The sequence below is a fragment of the Xanthomonas sp. LMC-A-07 genome, assembly GCF_030208825.1.
Taxonomy (GTDB): Bacteria; Pseudomonadota; Gammaproteobacteria; order Xanthomonadales; family Xanthomonadaceae; genus Xanthomonas; species Xanthomonas campestris.
On sequence record NZ_JARVTF010000014.1, the window covers coordinates 140820 to 159365 of the forward strand.

Consider the following 18546-nt stretch of genomic DNA (forward strand, 5'->3'; position numbering starts at 1 on the left):
CTGCGTGATCTGGTTGCGTAGGCAGCAGGCATGTAGACGTACAGTGCGTGCTTGAAGTTGCGTCAGCGGTGTTGACTCACGAACAAAGCGCTGGGCAATGCGTGTGTCTGACGACACAGTGCACCGAATCCACAGAGCCATCGCAGTGCGTTGCATGGCGATGACGCAAGCAACGGGCAGCACGCAGTACGCGCTGCCCGTTGGCGTCAGGCTGCTTGGGCGTGCAGCGCTTTTTCCAGCTGAAACAGCGAGACCAGTTGCGTCAATGCACCGGCCTGCTTTTCCATCGCGCGTGCCGCCGCCATGGCTTCTTCCACCAGCGCCGCATTCTGCTGGGTGGTTTCATCCATCTGGATCACGGTCTGGTTGACCTGCTCGATGCCTGCGGACTGCTCACTGCTGGCCGCGGTGATCTGCGCCATGATGCCGGTGACACGGTTCACGCTGGCCACGATGTCGGTCATGGTGCTGCCGGCCTTGTGCACCAGCGCCGAGCCTTCGGCCACCTTGCCCACCGACGCGTCAATCAATTCCTTGATCTCCTTGGCTGCGCCTGACGAGCGTTGTGCCAGCGTGCGCACTTCCGAGGCCACCACCGCGAAGCCGCGGCCCTGTTCGCCCGCGCGCGCTGCTTCCACCGCCGCATTCAAGGCCAGGATATTGGTCTGGAACGCGATGCCATCGATGACGCTGATGATCTCGGCGATCTTCTTCGATGACACTTCGATACCGGACATGGTGGTGACCACCTGGCTCACCACGTCGCCACCTTGCGAAGCCACCGACGCGGCGCTTTTCGCCAGGTCGTTGGCCAGGCGTGCATGCTCGGCATTCTGTTTCACCGTAGCGGTGAGCTCTTCCATGGAGGCGGCGGTTTCTTCCAGATTGGCCGCCTGTTGCTCGGTGCGGCGCGACAGGTCCTGATTGCCAGCGGCAATTTCGCCGGCGGCGCTGTCGATTTCCGACGACGACTGCTGGATGCGCCCAACGATGTCGGTCAGCCGATCGACCGTGCTGTTGGCATCGTTGCGTATGCGCGCGAACACACCCGCCGACGCGCCCTGCATGCGCACGGTGAGATCGCCGCTGGCAATGGCTTGCAACAGCTGCGACACCTCGCCCAGATTGCGATCGGAAGTGCCCATCAGCTGGTTGAGGTCGACGATGATCTGGCGGAAGTCGTGCTCGAAAGTCTGCTCGTCGCCGCGTGCGCTGAAATCGCCCGCGGCGGCCGCCGCTGCCAGGCGCTTGATCTCGCCATTGATGGACAGCAGGCTGCGCCGCACATCGTTGATCGACTGGCTGATCACCGCGCGTTCGCCGGGCAGCTGTTCCAGCTGCTGCGACAGATCACCGGCGGCATAGCGTTCGGTCAGTGCAACGATACGCATGGTGACCGCGATATGGCCGGCCACCAGCTCGTTGCTGGCTTTGACCATGCTGCCGAACTCGCCGGGAAACTCATGCTCGGCAATGCGGTGGCTGACCAGACCGGCTTCGTGCTGGCTGCCCATGTCCGTCTGCGCCTGGATCACGCGGCGCAGCTGACGCTGCATGCTGTCCATCGCCTGCAACAGTTCGCCCACTTCATCGTTGCGGTCGACCAGGATGGCGTTTTCCAGTTGCCCGGACGACACCGCACGCGCAATGCCGATTGCCCGCTGCAGCGGTTGGGTGATGGCACGGCCCACCATCCAGCCGAACAGCAGGCAGACGATGGCGCCACCCACACCGACCACCAGGCCGCCGATGCTGGCGGCCACCGAGCTGTCCACCGCTTCCTGCACCGTGCTGCGGAAGCGCGCATCGGCGCGTTTCTGCATGGCGGTGAGGTCATTGCGATAGGTTTCCAGCGCCGGTGCCATGCCCTCCATCTGCGTGGTATCGGGCTCGCGTTGCTCGACAAAGGCCAACGCCACCGCGTGCGCGAGCGCGTAGTACTGGTCGAATTCCTTGCCCAACCGCGCCAGTTCCTGCGCGTGGCTGGGGTCGGATTTCTGCAGCTTGGCGTAGGAACTGCGGATCTCATCGGCCACCGGCTGGGTGGCCTGCAGCATGTCGGCATCGCCAGCAGCGGCAGCGCCATTGAGGCCGTTGATGAGTTTGTCCAGCGCAGCCACGTTGCGCGTCATTGCGTCGAGAATCGGGAAATGCACATCCCGCACCGCTTCCAGGCGGTCGTTGTTGCGGTGGAAAACCACGGTACTGAAGGCGACGTAGCTGCACAGGCAGGCGATCGCCACCGCGGCCGGCATCAGGATTTTCCAGAACAACGGCAGCGACAGAATGCGTTTCATGACGGAACTCTCGCGCAAGTGGGCGATCACGGTTTCAGGACGACCTTGACGCTGGCATCGACAGCGCCGGCGCTGATGTAACCGATGGCACCGGGCGTGGCGGCCACGGCCTTTTTCACCGCGTCATCGCCGCTGACCCGCTTGGGGCGCTGCGCCTTGCCTGTGAACATCAGCTGCGACCAATACGATTTCAGCTGCGCGGAGTCGCGCGCGGCGACCTTCTTGTAGAACTCATCGCGCACCGGCACGCCTTCTTCCTGGTCGATCGGCACGGCCTGGCCGCCGCCGGGCAAGCTGTTGGACTTGGCCAGAAAGATCTGCGACACCTGCGCCTGGCTCAAGCTGTCCGGGCCACCCTTGGCCGACATCACCACCACCACATCGGCCTGGGCGCAGAAGGCGACCAGCGACAGCAGGGCAAGCGTCGACGCTGCAAAACACGTGGAAATCTTCATGGGGCTCTCTTAGAAAACGAAGTCGACGGATGCGGACAGCAAGTTGTAGCTGCCGCCCGGGCGGAAGCCCGGCTGGATGTTGTTCAACGATCCGAAGGAGCCTGCGTTGTTGTCGATATGGCTGGCCTGCAGCTTGAAGGCGACGCTCTCACGCGCGTCCCAGCGCAACGAGGCGGTGTAGCTGTGACGGCCGCTCTCGGCCTGCGCCAGTGCATTGGTCATCACGCCGATCGGGTCCTGGCCCGGTGCAATGGTCGGGCCCTTGCGGTCGACATTTGCATAGGTGAGCGAGGGCGTGAGCGTGCCGAAACGGCCGCCAACGCTGAGATAGCCGGAGGTGGTCTTGCCATTGAGCGAGGGCGAATAGTCGGCGCGGATGACTTCACTGCGCAGGAACCAGCTGCCCGGATCGTAGGCGTAGCCCACGCTGGCGAAGCTGCCGTCCACGTCATAGGTGGTGAGGCGGTCGGCCAGTGCGGGATTGATGCGCTGATACACCGAGAACAGCCGCTCCAGCGACGGGGTGTCGAAATTGCTCTTGCCCACGATATAGCCGGCACGGAACGTCGATGCCCCAGTTTCCAGGCCAATGGCCAGGCCACGCATCGCGTTGACGTCGGCCTTCTTGGAATCGATGCGGCCGTAGAAGCCCTGCACGCTCACCACGCTTTCGCCAGCATTGATGGTGTAGACGCCTTCGATGCCATCCATCGGCAACAGGTAGTTATAGACCTCGTACGGCGGGCGCACCCACGGCGTGGCATAGCCAACGCGCTGGTATTCGGACAGCATGTACAACGGCGCGGTGATGCGGCCCAGGCGCGCGGAGAACTGCGGGCCGAACTGATACTTCACATGGGCCAGGGTGACCTTGGGCGAGTACGAGGCGCGCTCGGCGTACTCGCTGGTGACCTGCAGCACACCGGTGAACTTGTCGGTGAAGTTGGCGTTGACCTGCCCGGCAATGCGCGAGTCCGGACGCGCCGAGGTGGAATGGCTGGCGCCGACGCCTTCGTTGGTCTGGATGTCGGGGGTGAAGTCGGCCTGATCTTCGGTGGAGTGCACCACGCCGAGCGTGCCGAAACCGCTGAAGGAAAACATCGATTCCTGCTGCGCGTAGGCGCAAGTCGACGACGTCAGTGCGATGGCTGCACTGAGGAGCTTGACGGTGAATTTCATTGAGGTCTCAGCTGAGAGTTGCGGTGGACGCGGCGCCAGTGGGCGCACAAAAAGTAAGCACTTGTATGCTTGCGCTCCCCAGTAGCGGCCGCTATGCGGCTGGCTTGAGCGCGCTTGCCGACTCTCAGCTGTACGAATTAAAAAACGGATTTCCAGGCAGATTTGATAGGTGGCCGCTATGGTCGGCCGGTGTCGAGCCGTAAGCGTTTCCAGTCGCGGACTGCAAGCTGACGTTTGCAGCCAACTGCAAAATCGCGGTGCTGCTAACGCGGGTCTCCGCCGTGCGTTGTCCTGTTGCGGGTTGCGCTTCGGCGGCTGGCACGCTTGCCAGGGTGAGTGCGGGTCAACCGCTCGCTACGACACTGCAGTCAGCCTGCAATGCCGACGCGCCTGCCATGACGGGATGGTCGGTGCGGTCTTCGGCCGCTGCCTCGCGTGGCGGCGTTGCCAGATAGCGTTCGAACGCGGTGACCAGATGATTGAAGGTGGCGCGGATGCGTGGCACATCGCGCAGGTCTTCGTGGGTCACGATCCAGGTGGTAAGTGCGGGCAGTGCGACCTCGGGCAGCACCTGCACCAGGCATGGGTCTGCCTGGGCGGTCGGGCATTGCGCAATGGCGATGCCCAGGCCGGCACGTGCGAGCGCAAGTTGCGCAGGGTGGCTGTCGGTGCGGGTGGCCAGGCGGTCACGCAGCAGGTGCGGATGCAGGGCGCGGGCCAGGCTCAGGTCGGCGCGGTTGCGATCGGGGCCGATGAGCTCGTGTTCGAGCAGTGCCTCCACCGTGGCCGGCACGCCGCGGCGCGCGATGTAATCGCGGTGCGCAAACAAGCCCAGGGCGATCGCACCGACCTTGCGTGCCACCAACGCACCTTGCGTGGGCGGCTGCATGCGCACGGCAATATCGACTTCCTGCTCCAGCAGGTCCGCCGGCGTGTTGCTGAGCACCAGCTCGGTGACGATATGCGGATGCACCTGGCGCAAGCGCGCCAGCATCGCCGGCAGGACTTCGACGCCAACAAACTCCGACACGCTGATCCGCACGGTGCCGGCGACCAGGCCGGGCGGTGCAGACGCCAGCCGCACGAACATCGCCGAGGCACGCGCCATGGTGCGGGCCGCCGCTTCCAGCCCGCGCGCTTCGCTGGTGGGGATCAGGCCGGTGATCGCACGGGTGAACAAGGTGGTGCCCAGCGCGGCTTCAAGCGAAGCGATGCGTGCACGCACGGTGGGCTGTGCAACGCCCAGCTGGCGCGCGGCAGCCGAGAGACTGCCGGTATCGAGAACCGCCAGGAAGGTGCGTTGATCTTCCCAGGCGATGTCATGGCTCATAAAAATTTTTCCGGCGGCTGGGCATGTTTTGTCAGTTCCATCCTAGCCGCTGCAACGGCACTCTTGCGCTGCTCTGCAGTGATGCCACGTGCGGGCGACCAGCACCTACCGCTGAGATCGTTTGATGTCGCTGTGCGCATCACGTGTGGGCGAAGACAGCGCTGGCCTGCGGCCTCTGCGGCGGTGCGCAGCGCCATCGGCCGTGCTGGGTGTCCACAACGCGGCGATGCAAAGGTTGGTCGCGCTGATGTGGTTGCGCGCATACGATGCGGTCGCGCCTGCCACGGTGGAGCGGCCGGTTGTGCGCTCGGCGGATCAGGCAAGGATTGCGGAGGATGCGGCTACCGGCCCCGCGCACGCCTGCAGCACAGTGTTCCCCAGCGCAGTGCAGTACCGCGCGTTACTTCAACAGGAGGAATTTCCTATGCAGCACGCAACGTCTCTGGATCAGTATCGCTTGCTCGGCCGCTCCGGTCTGCGCGTCTCGCCGCTGGCACTGGGCACGATGACCTTCGGCAAGGAATGGGGCTGGGGTGCCGATGAAACCGACGCCACGCGCATCTTCGATGCGTATGTCGAGCGTGGCGGCAACTTCATCGACACCGCGGTGAACTACACCAACGGTGAATCCGAACGCATGCTGGGCCGGCTGATCGCCGACAAGCGCGAGCGTGTGGTGGTGGCGACCAAGTTCACCATGGCGCGCGACCCGGGCAACATCAATTCCGGTGGCAATCACCGGCTCAACCTGATGCGCTCGGTGGAAACCAGCCTGCGCCAGCTCGCCACCGACCGCATCGACCTGTTGTACCTGCACGCCTGGGACTTCACCACCGCGCCGGATGAAGTGATGCGCGCGCTGGATGATCTGGTGCGTGCCGGCAAGGTGCTGTACCTGGGCATCTGCAACACGCCGGCCTGGCGCGTGGCGCAGCTGCAGACGCTGGCGGACCTGCGTGGCTGGTCGCCGTTGGTGGCCCTGCAGATCGAGTACAGCCTGGTCGAACGCACGGTCGAGCATGAGCTGATGCCGATGGCGCGTGAGTTGGGCTTGGGTGTCATGCCCTGGTCGCCGCAGGGCGGCGGCATTCTCACCGGCAAGTACACGCGCGCAGATCTCTCCGACGAGAACGGCGCGGAGGTGGCTGCCAGCCGCAAGGGCGTGATTGCCTCCACCGGGCATCTCAACGCGCGCTCGCTGGACATCGCCGATGTGGTGGGCGAGATCGCCGACGAACTGGGTGCCTCACGCTCGCAGGTCGCATTGGCGTGGACCTTGCGCAACCCGGCGGTGGTTGCGCCAGTGATGGGCGCGCGCACGCTGGAGCAGGCGCTGGACAACTTCGGTGCACTCGGCCTGACGTTCAGCGATGCGCAACTGCAGCGGTTGGATGACGCCAGCGCGCCGGCACCGATCTTTCCCGAGCGTTTCATCGGCCGGCCGATGGCGCAGCAACTCATCTACGGCACCGGCAGCGTGCAGCTGCGCCGTTGAGCACAGGAGTACCGCACATGAGCAGACACACCGCATTGCCTGCCGTCCTGCTGGCGGCCGTGCTGTGGCTGCCCGGCGCACAGGCGGCCAGCGTGGCCGCCCCCGCCGCAGCCGCACAGCACGACACCTCGCGCATGGCTGCGCACAACAAGCAGCTGGTCGATACCGCGTTCAAGCAGTGGGCGGCCGGCGGCAGCGGGTTGTTCGACACGCTGCTGGCCAGCGACGTCACCTGGACCATCGAAGGCTCCGGCCCGTTCGCCGGCACCGTGCATGGGCGCGACGCGCTGGTCGATAAAGCGGTGCGCCCGTTGGCCAGCCGCCTGTCCACGCCGCTGCGGCCGCTGCACTGGCAGCTGTGGGCCGATGGCGCGCATGTGATCGTGCAATGGGAAGGCGCGGCCACCGCGCGCGATGGCGTCCCGTACCGCAATCGTTATGCGTGGATCATGCGGATGCGCGACGACAAAGTGGTGGAGGTCAACGCCTTCCTGGATCTGCCGCACTACACCGATGTGTTGCAACGCATCCCGGACACGGCTGCAAGCGCGGGCAGCCCATGAACGATACCCGGATGCAGCTCGCTGTTGCGGTGGCCATCGGCGCCGGCGCTGCCGTGCTGTGCGAGCCCACCAGCGCATGGCGCGGCGATGCATCCGGCGTCAACAGCGCAGCCTCTTCTTCTCCTTCGGAGCATGTCATGCAACACCATCCGTACTTGGGCATGTGGGTCACCGGTGACGGCCGTATCCGGCAGGAACTGCTGCCCACCGGCCGCTACGACGAGGCCCGCGGCACACGCAAGAGTGCCTATCAAGGCCGCTATGAAGTGGAAGGCAATCGGATCCAGTATTGGGACGACACCGGCTTCACCGCCGATGGCACGTTCGTCACCGCCGATGAACTGCATCACGGTGGCATGGTGTTCTATCGCGAAACTGGCGAGTAACGAAGCCACACAGCGCTGCAGTGTGGAATGCCACTGCAGCGTGCGTGACCAGACACACCGCTTCAACCCGCAGCGCAACGCACCGTTGAATCTCTGCTCCGGCCTTCGCCTCCGCGCCGGTGGCAAAGCCTGCGCGCAATCCGGAGGCGTCATTGCATCGGAGACAACATGAAGACAGTGCTGATTTCAGGATCCGGATCGGGCATGGGCCTGCTCACGGCGCAAACGCTCATGCGCGCGGGCTATGTGGTGTATGCCGGCGTGCGCGACCCCGACGGGCGCAGCAAGGAACGCCGGCATGCGCTGGAAGACTACGCACGTGCGCACGCCGCGCAGGTGCGGGTGGTGGACATGGACATCGACAGCGAGGCGTCCTGCCAGCGCGCGGTGGAACAGGTGGTGGCCGAGCACGGCCATCTGGATGTGGTGATCCATAACGCGGCGCATCTGTATATCGGCATGGCAGAAGGGTTCACTGCCGAGCAGTTGGCCGACAGTTTCAACACCAACGCGGTGGGCGCCCATCGGCTCAATCGCGCCGCATTGCCGCAGCTGCGCAAGCAGGGCCACGGCACCTTGCTGTATGTGGGCAGCACCATCACCCGCATCGTTGCGCCATTCATGATGCCGTACGTTGCCGGCAAATATGCACTCGATGCAGTGGCCGAAACGACCGCCTACGAAGTGCAGCCGCTGGGCATCGAAACCGTCATCGTCATGCCCGGCACGTTCATGGACGGCACCTCGCACTTCCAGACCGCGGTGCATCCGCAAGACACCCAGGCGGTGGACGGCTACGCCGCCGTGCAGCCGGAATTCGACAACTATTCGCCCGGCCTGCGCCGGTTGTTCCGCGATGCGCAGCCGGCGCCGGTGCAGGCGGTGGCCGATGCGATTGCCCGCGTACTGGCGTTGCCGGTAGGTACCAAACCACTGCGAATCACCGTGGATTTTGCCGATTACGGTGCCGAGGCAATCAATGCCGTGGTGGAGGCGCAGACCGAGCGCGTGTTCCGCATCATGGGCATGGAGCGCTTGCGCAAGGTGGCAACGCAGCCGCCAACATCCTGAGCGCTGAGAAGATGCAGGGGCCGCCATACGCGGCCCCTGCATTTGCGATCACGCCGCCACCTGCTCCGGCAGCTTGGCAATCACCTTGATCTCGAACTGGAAGCCGTACAGCCAGGTCACGCCAACGGCGGTGACGGTCGGGTAGGGCGGCGGGCCCCAGTGCGTGGCCCACTGCTTGAACACGGCGTCGAAGATGGTGTCCGGGTCGACCATGAACCAGGTGACGTCGATGACGTCGTCCCGCGTGCAGCCCGCCGCGGCGAGCACCGCGTCGAGGTTGGAAAACGCCCGTGCGATCTGGGCGTCCAGGTCGGGTTCGGGCGAGCCATCGTCGCGGCTGCCGACCTGGCCGGAGACAAACAGCAGGCCCTCCGCACGGAGGGCGGGCGAGTAGCGGTTGCGCTCATACAGCGCCTGACGGCCTGCGGGGAAAACAGCGTCACGTGTTGCCATGGGGATTCTCCTGTGTGGGCAACGTGCCCATCGAACGTGCAACCACAGTAAGCAGCGCGCGGCAGCGGATAAATCCCTGCCAGCCCACATGACTATTTGTAGAATCCAAACAATTGAGCAGACCGCAGGATGGCGATGGATCGGTTCGATGCAATGCAGGCATTCGCACGTGTTGTCGAGTCCGGCAGCTTCACCAAGGCCGCCGACACCCTGCAGATCAGCAGGGCAACGGTGACCCAGCTGGTGCAACAGCTGGAGGCGCGCCTGCGGGTGACCTTGCTCAACCGCACCACGCGCCGCGTGGCGGTCACCGCCGATGGCGCGGCCTATTACGAGCGTGTGGTGCGCTTGCTGGCCGACATGGACGATGCGGAAACCAGTTTGTCGGTGGCATCCAGCGTGCCGCGTGGGCGCTTGCGCGTGGATGTGCCCAGCCCGCTGGCGCGCCTGATCCTGATGCCCGCGCTGCCGGACTTTCATGCGCGGTATCCGGATATCCAGTTGCACATGGGCGCCAGCGATCGCCGCGTGGATCTGATCGGCGAGCAGATCGACTGCGTGGTGCGCGGCGGCACCATCACCGATCAATCGCTGGTGGCGCGGCACGTGGGTGACCTGCAGGCGGGCGTGTATGCAGCGCCCGGCTATCTCGCACGCCTGGGCATGCCTGCGCATCCACGCGAGCTAGAAGACACCGCCCACCGCACCGTAGGCTTCATGCGCTGGGGCGATGGCGTGCCGTGGCCACTGGTGATGCAGCGCGATGGCGAACACGTGCAGGTGCACGGCCGCTACGTGGTCGCCAGCGACGACGGCAACGCCTACCTGGCCGCGGGGCTGGCCGGCATGGGCGTGTTGTGGTTGCCGCAGTACATGGCGCGTGCACCGCTGAGTCGCGGCGAGCTGCTGCCGGTGTTCGCGGACTGGCAACTGGACCCGATGCCGCTCTCGATCGCCTTCCCGCCCAACCGGCACGTGAGCGCGAAGCTCCGCGTGTTCATCGATTGGGTGATTGCGTTGATGGCCGAGCATGCGCCGGTAGTGCAGCGACCGATGGCGTAGCTGCATCACCGGCAATGTGGTGATCATGGTGATCACTGCGCATCCGTTGAAAGCGACGTGTCGGGCGACGTCACCGCCGGTGAGGTGTGCCTTCCTGCGCGCTTGCGTGGTGCCCTCTGCGCTGTATGCAGTGACACAGCCTCGCCAGGCACTGCCGCACGCCAGCGGCCGCAGTGCGGCCGTTCACTCGCGCAGCTCACGCCGTACCGGGTATTGCCAGCCGCTCAGTGCGGCGTACGGCGAGCGTGCGTAGATCCATTGCAGGCGCGCGTCGCCATCGGCGCGAAATGCGGGGTCAGCGGCGAGCTTGCGTTCGAAGTCGCTGCGCAAGGCTGCGTCGTGTTGCAACACGCGTTCGGTGAAGCGCACCAGCTCGGCGCCGTAGAGGCCGCTGTCCGTGTTGCCAGCGTGGCGGAACAGGCCGCTGGCCAGCAGCGAGTCGCTGCTTTGCGGCTCCAGCAATGCGGCGGCCAGCATGCGCATCGGCTGGTCAGAAGGAATGCGGATGCTGCCGGGCGCAAAGGTTTCTTCCACCTGCGCGCTGTGCGGGCTGTTGCGGCCAGATTGCTTGACCATGCGGGTGCGCTCCACGCGCAACTGGCGTGGCTGCTGCAGACGTTCGTACTGAATGCCGTGGGCATCCAATCGCGCGACCACATCGGCGTTGCCGGGTGGAATCCACCAGGCCTGCGGGTACGTCACTGCCTGGGTCTGGCGATAGCCGATCACCGGCATGGTCCAGGTGGCATCGCGGCCTTCCCAGCGCAGCTCCTGCCGGCCCGATGCCGGCGACAGCGCACGCGTGTAGGTCACGCCCTTGAAGGGCAGCTGCGCGATCGGCTGCTCCAGGCGCTCCCAGGCCACCATCAGTTCGGCAGGCCGCGCGGCGCGGTCGGTGCGTTTGGCGGCGGCAATGCGCGCGGAGTCGCGGGCCACCACGCGCAGCGCCGCTTCCAGTAGCACGTAGTCGCCGAGCACGCGCTGGCGATAGGGCTTCAGCCGGTGGTTCTCCACCAGCACGGTGGGGATGCCGGCAAAGTCGCCGTAGCCGGTGGAATAGCGCGGGCCTTCCGGCGAGTAGCGCAGGCCCGAGCGCGGGTCGTTTTCGTCGATCAGGCTGGGGTAGATCGTGGGGGTGTGGCCCTGCGTGCGCAACGCGGTATCGACCGCCGGGGTGAAGCGCTGCTGCAGCCAGCCGGCAGTGGCGCGCGAGCGTGCATACGTGCCCCAGCCGGCGAAGGTGTAGGTGATGTCGTATTGATGATCCAGCCCCTCGCTGACATGCAGGTCGATGTACAGCGCCGGGTCCAGCCGGTGCAGCAGCGCCACCACCGCGCGGGCTTCCGGCGTCTCGAGGTTGAGATAGTCGCGATTGAGGTTGATGCCGCGCGGGGTGCTGTTCCAGCCCGCCCCCTGCGGGCCACGAAGGGCCGCGCCCACCAGCGGGCCGCGCTGCTCGTGGCCATCCACATTGAGGATCGGCACGAACACGAAATCCACCTGGTCCAGCAGCGCGTCCTTGCCGCCCTGCGCGATGTCGCGCAACAGCATCAGGCCGGCGTCCTTGCCATCGATCTCGCCGGCGTGGATGCCGGCCTGCGCCAGCACCACCGGCTTGCCAGCGGCTCCCTTGCGGGCGCGCACCAGCAGCAGGTCGCGGCCTTCGCTGCTGGTGCCGAACACTTCCAGCGACAACAGCGGCGAGGTGGCGACCAGGCGCTTCAGCCACGCGCGGGTGTCCGCATAGCTGGGCGTGCTGACGAAGTCGCTGCGTTCGGCCGGCGTTGCCCACTCGGCGTTCGCCTTCATCACCAGCGACTCGCTGGCGCCATGCCAGGCGCGCACCGGCGGCAGCGGCGCGCGGGTATCCAGGGCTGGCTGCGCGGACGCGTGCAGGCTTGCCAGCAAGGTCAGCGCGAGCAGGCTGGCACGGGCGGGTGTGCAGCGCGGCGCGGTGGCGTCACCGGCGATGGGGTTGCGGGTGGAGGTGCGGGGCAAGCGGCCGTGCGGGGGAGAAGGCATGCAGTGATCAAGGTCTCGTTGACGAATACGGTGTGGATGTAGCGATATTTCGTAACAGAATAACATTGCACTTCCTGGTGCTTCAGTGGTGCCGGCGGGCCGGTGGGCGTCGCTCCAAAGCCAGCCGTGTCCGCTTTGCTGGTCGAGTGCATGCAGACGGCGCGCGCCGAGCTTTTAAAAGCGCTGTTCCTGGAGCAGCGCAAACAGCTGCATCACTGCGGCACCGGCGACACATCAGGCGGGCATCGCGCCGGCCCCACGAGCGCCATCCGCAATGTGATAACGTATCAATTCATTTGTAATGACCGCTTGCCATGTCAACTGCCGCGCCGCCTTTTTCCGCCATTTCCCTTGTCGACGTGCACGTGTCCTACCGCGGCCGCGCGGTATTGCAGGGGCTGCACCTGCAGGTGCAGCCGGGCAGTGTGTATGCGCTGCTGGGGGGTAACGGCGCGGGTAAGTCGTCCACGTTGTCGGCGTTGCTGGGCTTTGTGCGGCCGGTGTCCGGGCAGCTGCAGGTGGATGGTGTGGACCCGGTGGCTAACCCCGGGCGGGCGCGGGCGCGCCTTGCGTATCTGCCGGAAAACGTGGCGCTCTACGAGCACCTCAGCGCGCTGGAAAATGCCGACTACCTGCTGGCGCTGGCCGGGCAGCGGCGTAGCCCGGAGGCGATTGGCACTGCGCTGGCCGCGGCCGGGCTGCAGCGCGAGGCGTGGACACAGCGGCTAGGCGGATTTTCAAAGGGCATGCGGCAGAAGGTGGCGATCGCCGTGGCCACCTTGCGCGAGGTGCCGGTGCTGTTGCTCGACGAACCCACCTCCGGATTGGACCCGCGCGCCATCGGCGACTTCAACCAATTGGTGAGCAGCGTGCGTGCGCGCGGCGGCGCGGTGCTGATGGTCACGCACGATCTGCTCGGTGCGGTGGACGTGGCCGACCGTATCGGCTTTTTGGAAAACGGGCGCATCGTCGATGAAGTCGGCGCCGGTGACAGCGGCTTCGACGTGCGCACCCTGCATGCACGCTTTGCGCGGCCGCAGGACCGCGCCGCATGAGTGCTGTGCTGTGGGTGGCATGCGAAGAGCTGCGCTACATGGCACGCAACCGGTCCGCGGCCATCGGCCTGGTGTTGCTGATGGCGTTGACGCTGGTGGCCGCGCTGACCGCCGCGCAGCATCAGCGCGAGGTTTCCGAGTTCCGCACCCGTCAGCAACAGGCCGCGCAGCAGGCGTTCGAAGCGCAGCCAGACAGGCACCCGCACCGCGTAGTGCATTACGGGCACTTCATCTATCGCCCGTTGCCGGCACTGGCGGCCTTCGATGCCGGCGTGGATGCCTTCACCGGCAACAGCATGTTTCTGGAAGGCCACCGCCAGAACACCGCCAATTTCGGCGACGTGCGGCAAAGCTCGTTGCTGGTGCGCTTCGGGCAACTCACGCCGGCGTTCGTGCTGCAGGTGCTGGCGCCGCTGCTGCTGGTGTTCCTGGGCTACGGCGCAGTGGCGCGCGAACAGGAAACCGGCACCTTGCGGGTGGTGTTGCTGCAGGGCGCCACGCGGATGCAAGTACTGAGCGGAAAATATCTGGCCCTGACCGCAGTGGCGGCGGCCTGCCTGTTGCCGGCGCTGGTCGGTTTGGTGCCGGTGGCGGTGCTGCCGGGGCAGGGTGTGCGGGTGGCGGTACTGGTGCTGTCGTATGCGGCGTATCTGCTGGCATGGTGCGCGTTGGTGCTGACGGTGTCGGTGCTGTGCCGGCGTGGCCGCGATGCCTTGCTGGTGGCGCTGGCGCTGTGGGTCTGGCTGGCCCTGCTGGTACCGCGGGTGGCGCCGGATGTCGCCAATGCCGCGTATCGCCTGCCCACGCGGCTGGAAACGGACGTGGCGATCCAGCGCGATCTGCGCACACTCGGCGACAGCCATAACCCCGATGACCCGCACTTTGCGCAGTTCAAGCAACAGGTGCTGGCGCGGTACGGCGTGCAGCGGGTGGAAGACCTGCCGGTGAACTACAAGGGCCTGCTGGCACTGGAAGGCGAACGCCTGACCGCCAGCCTGTTCGAACGCTACGCGGCGCGCGATTCGGCGATCCAGCAGCAACAGAATCTGTTGGTGCGCGTGTTTGCGCTGCTCAGCCCCACGGTGGCCTTGCGCGAGGTCTCGATGACAGTGGCCGAGACCGATCTGCGCGCGCACGAACGTTTTCTCAGCCAGGCCGAGCGGTATCGCTATGGCCTGGTGCAGCAGCTCAATCAATTGCAGGCCGATGCGGTGAGCCTGGCCGACGATACCGCCAAGGATGCCGGTGCCGACCAGCGCAAGCGCATCGATGCAGCGCATTGGCACCGCATTCCTGTGTTTGCATTCGAGCCATCGGCCACGGCGCAGTTGCTGCACGCAGGGCGTGCCAGCCTTGCCTTGCTCGCCGGCTGGTTGCTGCTGTCGCTGTGCCTGGTCACGGTGGCCGCGCGGCGGATGGGGGTGGCACGCTGATGGCCGTCTGGCGCTACGAATGGCTGTTGCTGCTGCGTGCACGCGCGGCGGTGGCGGGGCTGGCCTTGCTGGTGCTGCTGGGCGTGTGCAGCCTGGTTTCCGGGCACCACCTCATGCAGGCGCAGCGCGACAACATCGCGCGCATCGCGGCCTTGCAGCAGGAAGACATCGCCGCGGTGCAGGCGTATGTGGCGCGCAGCAACGATGCCGGCAGCGCGGCCTATTACAGTTTCCATCCCACCTGGGATCCGCCTGCGCCACTGGCGTTTGCTGCGGTGGGCATGCGCGATGTGTCGCCGTACATCCTGCGCGTACGTGCGCTGGGCCTGGAGGCGCAGATCCATGACGGCGACAGCTACAACCCCGAACTCGCGCTGGCTGGCCGCTTCGACTACGCATTCGTGGTGGTGTTTCTGTTGCCGCTGTTTGTCATTGCGTTGTTGTTCGACCTGCGCTCGGGCGAACAGGCGGCCGGGCGCGCGCGCATGTTGGCGGCGTTACCCGGATCCGGCACGGCGCTGCTGGCGCGGCGGGTGACGGTGCGTGCGCTGGCGGTGCTGCTGTGCCTGGCGTTGCCGTTTGCGGTGGCCGCCACGCTCAATGGCGTGCCGCTGGGCCAGCAACTGGCGGTGCAGGCGTTGACTTGCGCCTACCTGTTGTTCTGGGTGGTGGTGGCGGTGCTGGTGGGGCGGCTGCCATGGCGGCCGGCCGCGCATGCCACTGCGCTGGCCACGTGCTGGGTGGTGCTGGCGCTGGTGGCACCGGCGCTGGCGCATGTGGCGATCAACCAGGCGGTGCCGGTGAATCAAGGCACCGAGATTGCGCGGCTGCAGCGCGAAGCAGTCAACCACGCCTGGGACATTCCGCGCCAGGACACCATGCAGGCGTTCTACGCGCGCCATCCGCAGTGGGCGGATTCGCCGCCGCTGACCGATGCATTCCACTACAAGTGGTATTTCGCCTTCCACGCCAACGGCGATGCGCAGGTGGCACTGCAGGTGAGCGCGTACCGGCAAGGCCTGCTCCGCCGCGAAGCGCTGGCGCAACGCGTGGCCGCAGTGTTGCCACCGGTGGCGCTGCAGGCCGCATTGACGCGTCTGGCCGGCACCGATCTGCAGGCGCAGCTGGCCTACCAGGACCGCATCCGCGACTACCACCGCGCGTTGCGCACGTACTACTACGGGTTTCTGTTCCGCGATCGCGCGTTTACCGGGGACGACTTCGCACGCGCACCGCGCTTTGAAGCGATGGCAGACCCGGCGTCCTAGCGGCGCATTCCCGCATCACCGTCGCATCGATGTTTTGTGTGCCTTCATCGCGACAGCCGCCCACCGGCGGCTGTCTTTCAGGAGTCCTGCCCCGTGTCCAGTCTTCTTCCGCAACGCCGCGCTGTCTCGACGCTGCCGCTGCTTGGCGTGCTCGCCTGCGCCGCCGCGCCGGCCACTGCGGCCGAGCCACAGGCGCGCAGCCTGGATGCGGTGCAAGTACGCAGCGATTACGCACCGTACCGCGCATTGACGGTGACCGGTGCCACCAAGACCGAAGCACCGCTGCGCGATCTGCCGATCAGTGCACGCGTGCTCGACCACAGCTTGCTGGAGGATGCCGGCGTCACCGATCTGGCCGGCGCACTGGACATGGCCAGCGGCATCACCAAGGCCAATAACCTGGGCGGGCTGTGGGACAGCTACTCGATCCGCGGATTTACCGGCGACCCCAACTTCAGTTCCGACTACATGGTCAACGGCTTCAATGCCAGCCGCGGTTACAACGGCCTGCGCGATGGCGCCAACACGCAGAGCGTGGAAGTGATCAAGGGACCGGCGTCGGCGTTGTACGGGCGCGGCGAGCCGGGTGGTGCGGTGAATATCGTCACCAAGAAACCCTTGTTCGATGCGCAGCACAGCGTGGATCTGTCCGCCGGGCGCTTCGCCAGCTACCGCGCCGCGCTGGACAGCACCGGCCCGCTCAGCGAGACCGTGGCCTACCGCGTGAATCTCATGCACAAGGACCAGCACAGCTTTCGCGACACGGTCGATAGCGACGCCACGCTGCTGGCGCCATCGCTGCTGTGGATGCCCACGCCCGACACCACGGTGTCCTACGAGCTGGAACTGCTGCGCATCCACACCCCGTTCGATCGCGGCGTGACCGCGATCGATGGCGATGCCAACCGCCTGCCGGCGTCGCGCTTTCTGGGTGAACCGGGCGATGGCGACATCGATCTGCATTCCACCGGCCACCAGGTGTTCGCGGTGCATGGCTTGAATCAGACCTGGTCGTTGCAGGGCGGTGCCACGTATCGCGACAGTGGCATGCGCGGCTTTTCCACCGAGCCGTGGACGCTGCAGGCCGACGATCGCACGCTGCGGCGCGAGCGCCGCTACCGCGACTACCAGGGCCGCGACATCGCCGCGCGCGCAGAACTGCTGGGCACGCTCGGCAGCGGCAAGGTCAGCCATCACGTGTTGTTCGGCATCGACGGCAACCGCTTCAACGACAGCCGCTACCAGCTGCGCGCGCGCTCTGCGGCCACGCCCTATAGCATCGACGTGCTGGCACCGCGCTATGGCGTGGCGCAACCCGGGCGGTTGGCGCCGATCACCGATACCGACGAGCGGCAACAGGTGTGGGGCGTCTATGCACAGGACCAGATCGATCTGGGCGCGCGCTGGAAGGCCTTGCTCGGCGTGCGCTACGACCACTATCAGCAGGACATTGCCAACCGTCTGCGCGCAACCACGCAGCAAGCCTCCGACGGTGTCATCAGCCCGCGTGCCGGGCTCACCGTGCATCTGGATGACACGCTGTCGCTGTACGCCAGTGCGGCGGCCGGGTTTCGGCCCAATAGCGGCGTGGGTGCCAACGGGCAAAGCTTTGCGCCCGAGAAGAGCCGCTCGCTGGAAACCGGCCTGAAATACGTGCAGCCCGGCGAGGGCCTGGAAGCGACGCTGGCGGTGTTTCGTATCGACAAGGAGAACGTGTTGAGCCTGGATCCGGCCGACACCAGTTTTTCGTTGCCGGTGGGGCAGATGCGGAGCGAAGGCGCAGAGCTGGATCTGCTGGGCCGGCTCACCCCGCACCTGGCCGCCTCGGTGGGCCTGGCGTATACCGATTCGCAGGTGACCCGCAGCAGCGCCGCTGCAGTGGGCACCGGGCTTGCCGAAGGGCGTCGCTTTCCGAACGTGCCACGCGTCAGCGGCAATGCCTTCGTCAACTACGCACAACCGTTGAGCGGCACGCGCAGCGCCGCGGTGGGGGTGGGCGTGTCGCGCACCGGTGAGCGTCTGGGATCGGTCGACAGCAACACCGGCTTCGTGTTGCCGGCCTACACGGTGTGGCGCCTGGTAGGCCATTACGACCTCAGCGAGCGCCTGCGGCTGTATGCAAAGGTGGAAAACCTCACCGACCGCCGCTACGCCGCGTTTTCATACAGCGAGCAATGGGTGTATCCGGGCGCGCCGCGCACCTGGACGGTGGGCGCACGGCTGAGGTTCTGAGGTGCGCGCCCGTTCGTCTGCTGCGCGGTCGCCGTGCGGCACGCTGCGCCGTTGCAGCGGGCGCTGCACGGCGCGCGAGACCGGATCGAAAGAGTGCCCCGAAGGCGATAGTGCGCGCGACGCGATGCCGACGCGCATCACGCACATCGCATTCGTGCGGCTAAGCGCGGCTAACAAAACGTAGCGAGCAGTCGTCAGATGGGTGCGGATGGCGCGGAGGCACCGGAATGTAGGTGGGGACATGC

General features: G+C 66.1%; 15 protein-coding genes and 1 other RNA gene. 9 read left to right on the forward strand and 7 right to left on the reverse strand.

The features are described 5' to 3' along the window. Positions 1–206: 206 nt before the first annotated feature. The 4 genes from QRM89_RS15770 to QRM89_RS15785 all read right to left on the reverse strand — a co-directional run bounded on the left by QRM89_RS15770 (position 207) and on the right by QRM89_RS15785 (position 5261). Positions 207–2327 (reverse strand): methyl-accepting chemotaxis protein, encoded by a 2121-nt coding sequence (locus tag QRM89_RS15770; RefSeq protein WP_285448447.1) that lies wholly within the window; start codon positions 2325–2327, stop codon positions 207–209. After that, complete coding sequence (locus tag QRM89_RS15775; RefSeq protein ID WP_042595180.1) at positions 2324–2752, reverse strand: phosphate ABC transporter substrate-binding protein; 429 nt, start codon at positions 2750–2752, stop codon at positions 2324–2326. The genes QRM89_RS15770 and QRM89_RS15775 overlap by 4 nt, the downstream gene beginning before the upstream one ends. Before the next feature lie 9 nt (positions 2753–2761). Continuing rightward, positions 2762–3931, reverse strand: coding sequence for a hypothetical protein (locus QRM89_RS15780; protein WP_042595178.1), 1170 nt, complete (start codon positions 3929–3931; stop codon positions 2762–2764). 343 nt (positions 3932–4274) lie between these two features. After that, positions 4275–5261, reverse strand: a complete 987-nt coding sequence (locus QRM89_RS15785; RefSeq protein ID WP_285448448.1) for a LysR family transcriptional regulator — start codon at positions 5259–5261, stop codon at positions 4275–4277. Positions 5262–5685: 424 nt separating this feature from the next. On the opposite strand from QRM89_RS15785, the gene QRM89_RS15790 reads away from it, so the two are divergent. The 4 genes from QRM89_RS15790 (at position 5686) to QRM89_RS15805 (ending at position 8776) form a co-directional block, all read left to right on the forward strand. Then, on the forward strand, positions 5686–6756 hold the full coding sequence (locus tag QRM89_RS15790) for an aldo/keto reductase (protein ID WP_285448449.1): 1071 nt from the start codon (positions 5686–5688) through the stop codon (positions 6754–6756). Positions 6757–6773: 17 nt separating this feature from the next. Then, a complete protein-coding gene (locus QRM89_RS15795) occupies positions 6774–7319 on the forward strand; it encodes a nuclear transport factor 2 family protein (RefSeq protein WP_285448450.1) in 546 nt (181 codons plus the stop codon). Positions 7320–7330: 11 nt separating this feature from the next. After that, entirely contained in the window at positions 7331–7705 is a 375-nt protein-coding gene (locus tag QRM89_RS15800; RefSeq protein ID WP_042595786.1) for an Atu4866 domain-containing protein, read from the forward strand. A 168-nt stretch (positions 7706–7873) separates the two neighbouring features. Continuing rightward, positions 7874–8776, forward strand: coding sequence for an SDR family oxidoreductase (locus QRM89_RS15805; RefSeq protein WP_285448451.1), 903 nt, complete (start codon positions 7874–7876; stop codon positions 8774–8776). Between the two features lie 48 nt (positions 8777–8824). Here QRM89_RS15805 and QRM89_RS15810 read toward each other — a convergent pair whose 3' ends face one another. Beyond that, the gene (locus QRM89_RS15810; protein ID WP_103702288.1) at positions 8825–9229 is read right to left on the reverse strand and encodes a Rid family hydrolase; all 405 of its coding nucleotides are present in this window, start codon (positions 9227–9229) and stop codon (positions 8825–8827) included. Between the two features lie 129 nt (positions 9230–9358). On the opposite strand from QRM89_RS15810, the gene QRM89_RS15815 reads away from it, so the two are divergent. Further along, complete coding sequence (locus tag QRM89_RS15815) at positions 9359–10291, forward strand: LysR family transcriptional regulator (protein ID WP_011038802.1); 933 nt, start codon at positions 9359–9361, stop codon at positions 10289–10291. 183 nt (positions 10292–10474) lie between these two features. Here QRM89_RS15815 and QRM89_RS15820 read toward each other — a convergent pair whose 3' ends face one another. After that, positions 10475–12313: a M14 family metallopeptidase gene (locus QRM89_RS15820; protein ID WP_285448452.1), complete on the reverse strand. Its 1839-nt coding sequence runs from the start codon at positions 12311–12313 to the stop codon at positions 10475–10477. A 314-nt stretch (positions 12314–12627) separates the two neighbouring features. On the opposite strand from QRM89_RS15820, the gene QRM89_RS15825 reads away from it, so the two are divergent. The 4 genes from QRM89_RS15825 to QRM89_RS15840 all read left to right on the forward strand — a co-directional run bounded on the left by QRM89_RS15825 (position 12628) and on the right by QRM89_RS15840 (position 18301). Continuing rightward, positions 12628–13368 carry an ABC transporter ATP-binding protein gene (locus QRM89_RS15825; protein ID WP_285448453.1) on the forward strand — a complete coding sequence of 247 codons (741 nt, stop codon included), beginning with the start codon at positions 12628–12630 and terminating at the stop codon, positions 13366–13368. Then, positions 13365–14801, forward strand: coding sequence for a DUF3526 domain-containing protein (locus QRM89_RS15830; protein ID WP_285448454.1), 1437 nt, complete (start codon positions 13365–13367; stop codon positions 14799–14801). Before QRM89_RS15825 ends, QRM89_RS15830 begins: the two co-directional genes overlap by 4 nt. Beyond that, positions 14801–16069: a DUF3526 domain-containing protein gene (locus QRM89_RS15835; protein WP_285448455.1), complete on the forward strand. Its 1269-nt coding sequence runs from the start codon at positions 14801–14803 to the stop codon at positions 16067–16069. The genes QRM89_RS15830 and QRM89_RS15835 overlap by 1 nt, the downstream gene beginning before the upstream one ends. Before the next feature lie 93 nt (positions 16070–16162). Further along, positions 16163–18301, forward strand: a complete 2139-nt coding sequence (locus QRM89_RS15840) for a TonB-dependent siderophore receptor (protein ID WP_285448456.1) — start codon at positions 16163–16165, stop codon at positions 18299–18301. A 168-nt stretch (positions 18302–18469) separates the two neighbouring features. Here QRM89_RS15840 and QRM89_RS15845 read toward each other — a convergent pair. Beyond that, positions 18470–18544, reverse strand: a non-coding RNA gene (locus tag QRM89_RS15845) — sX9 sRNA. Positions 18545–18546: the final 2 nt, after the last annotated feature.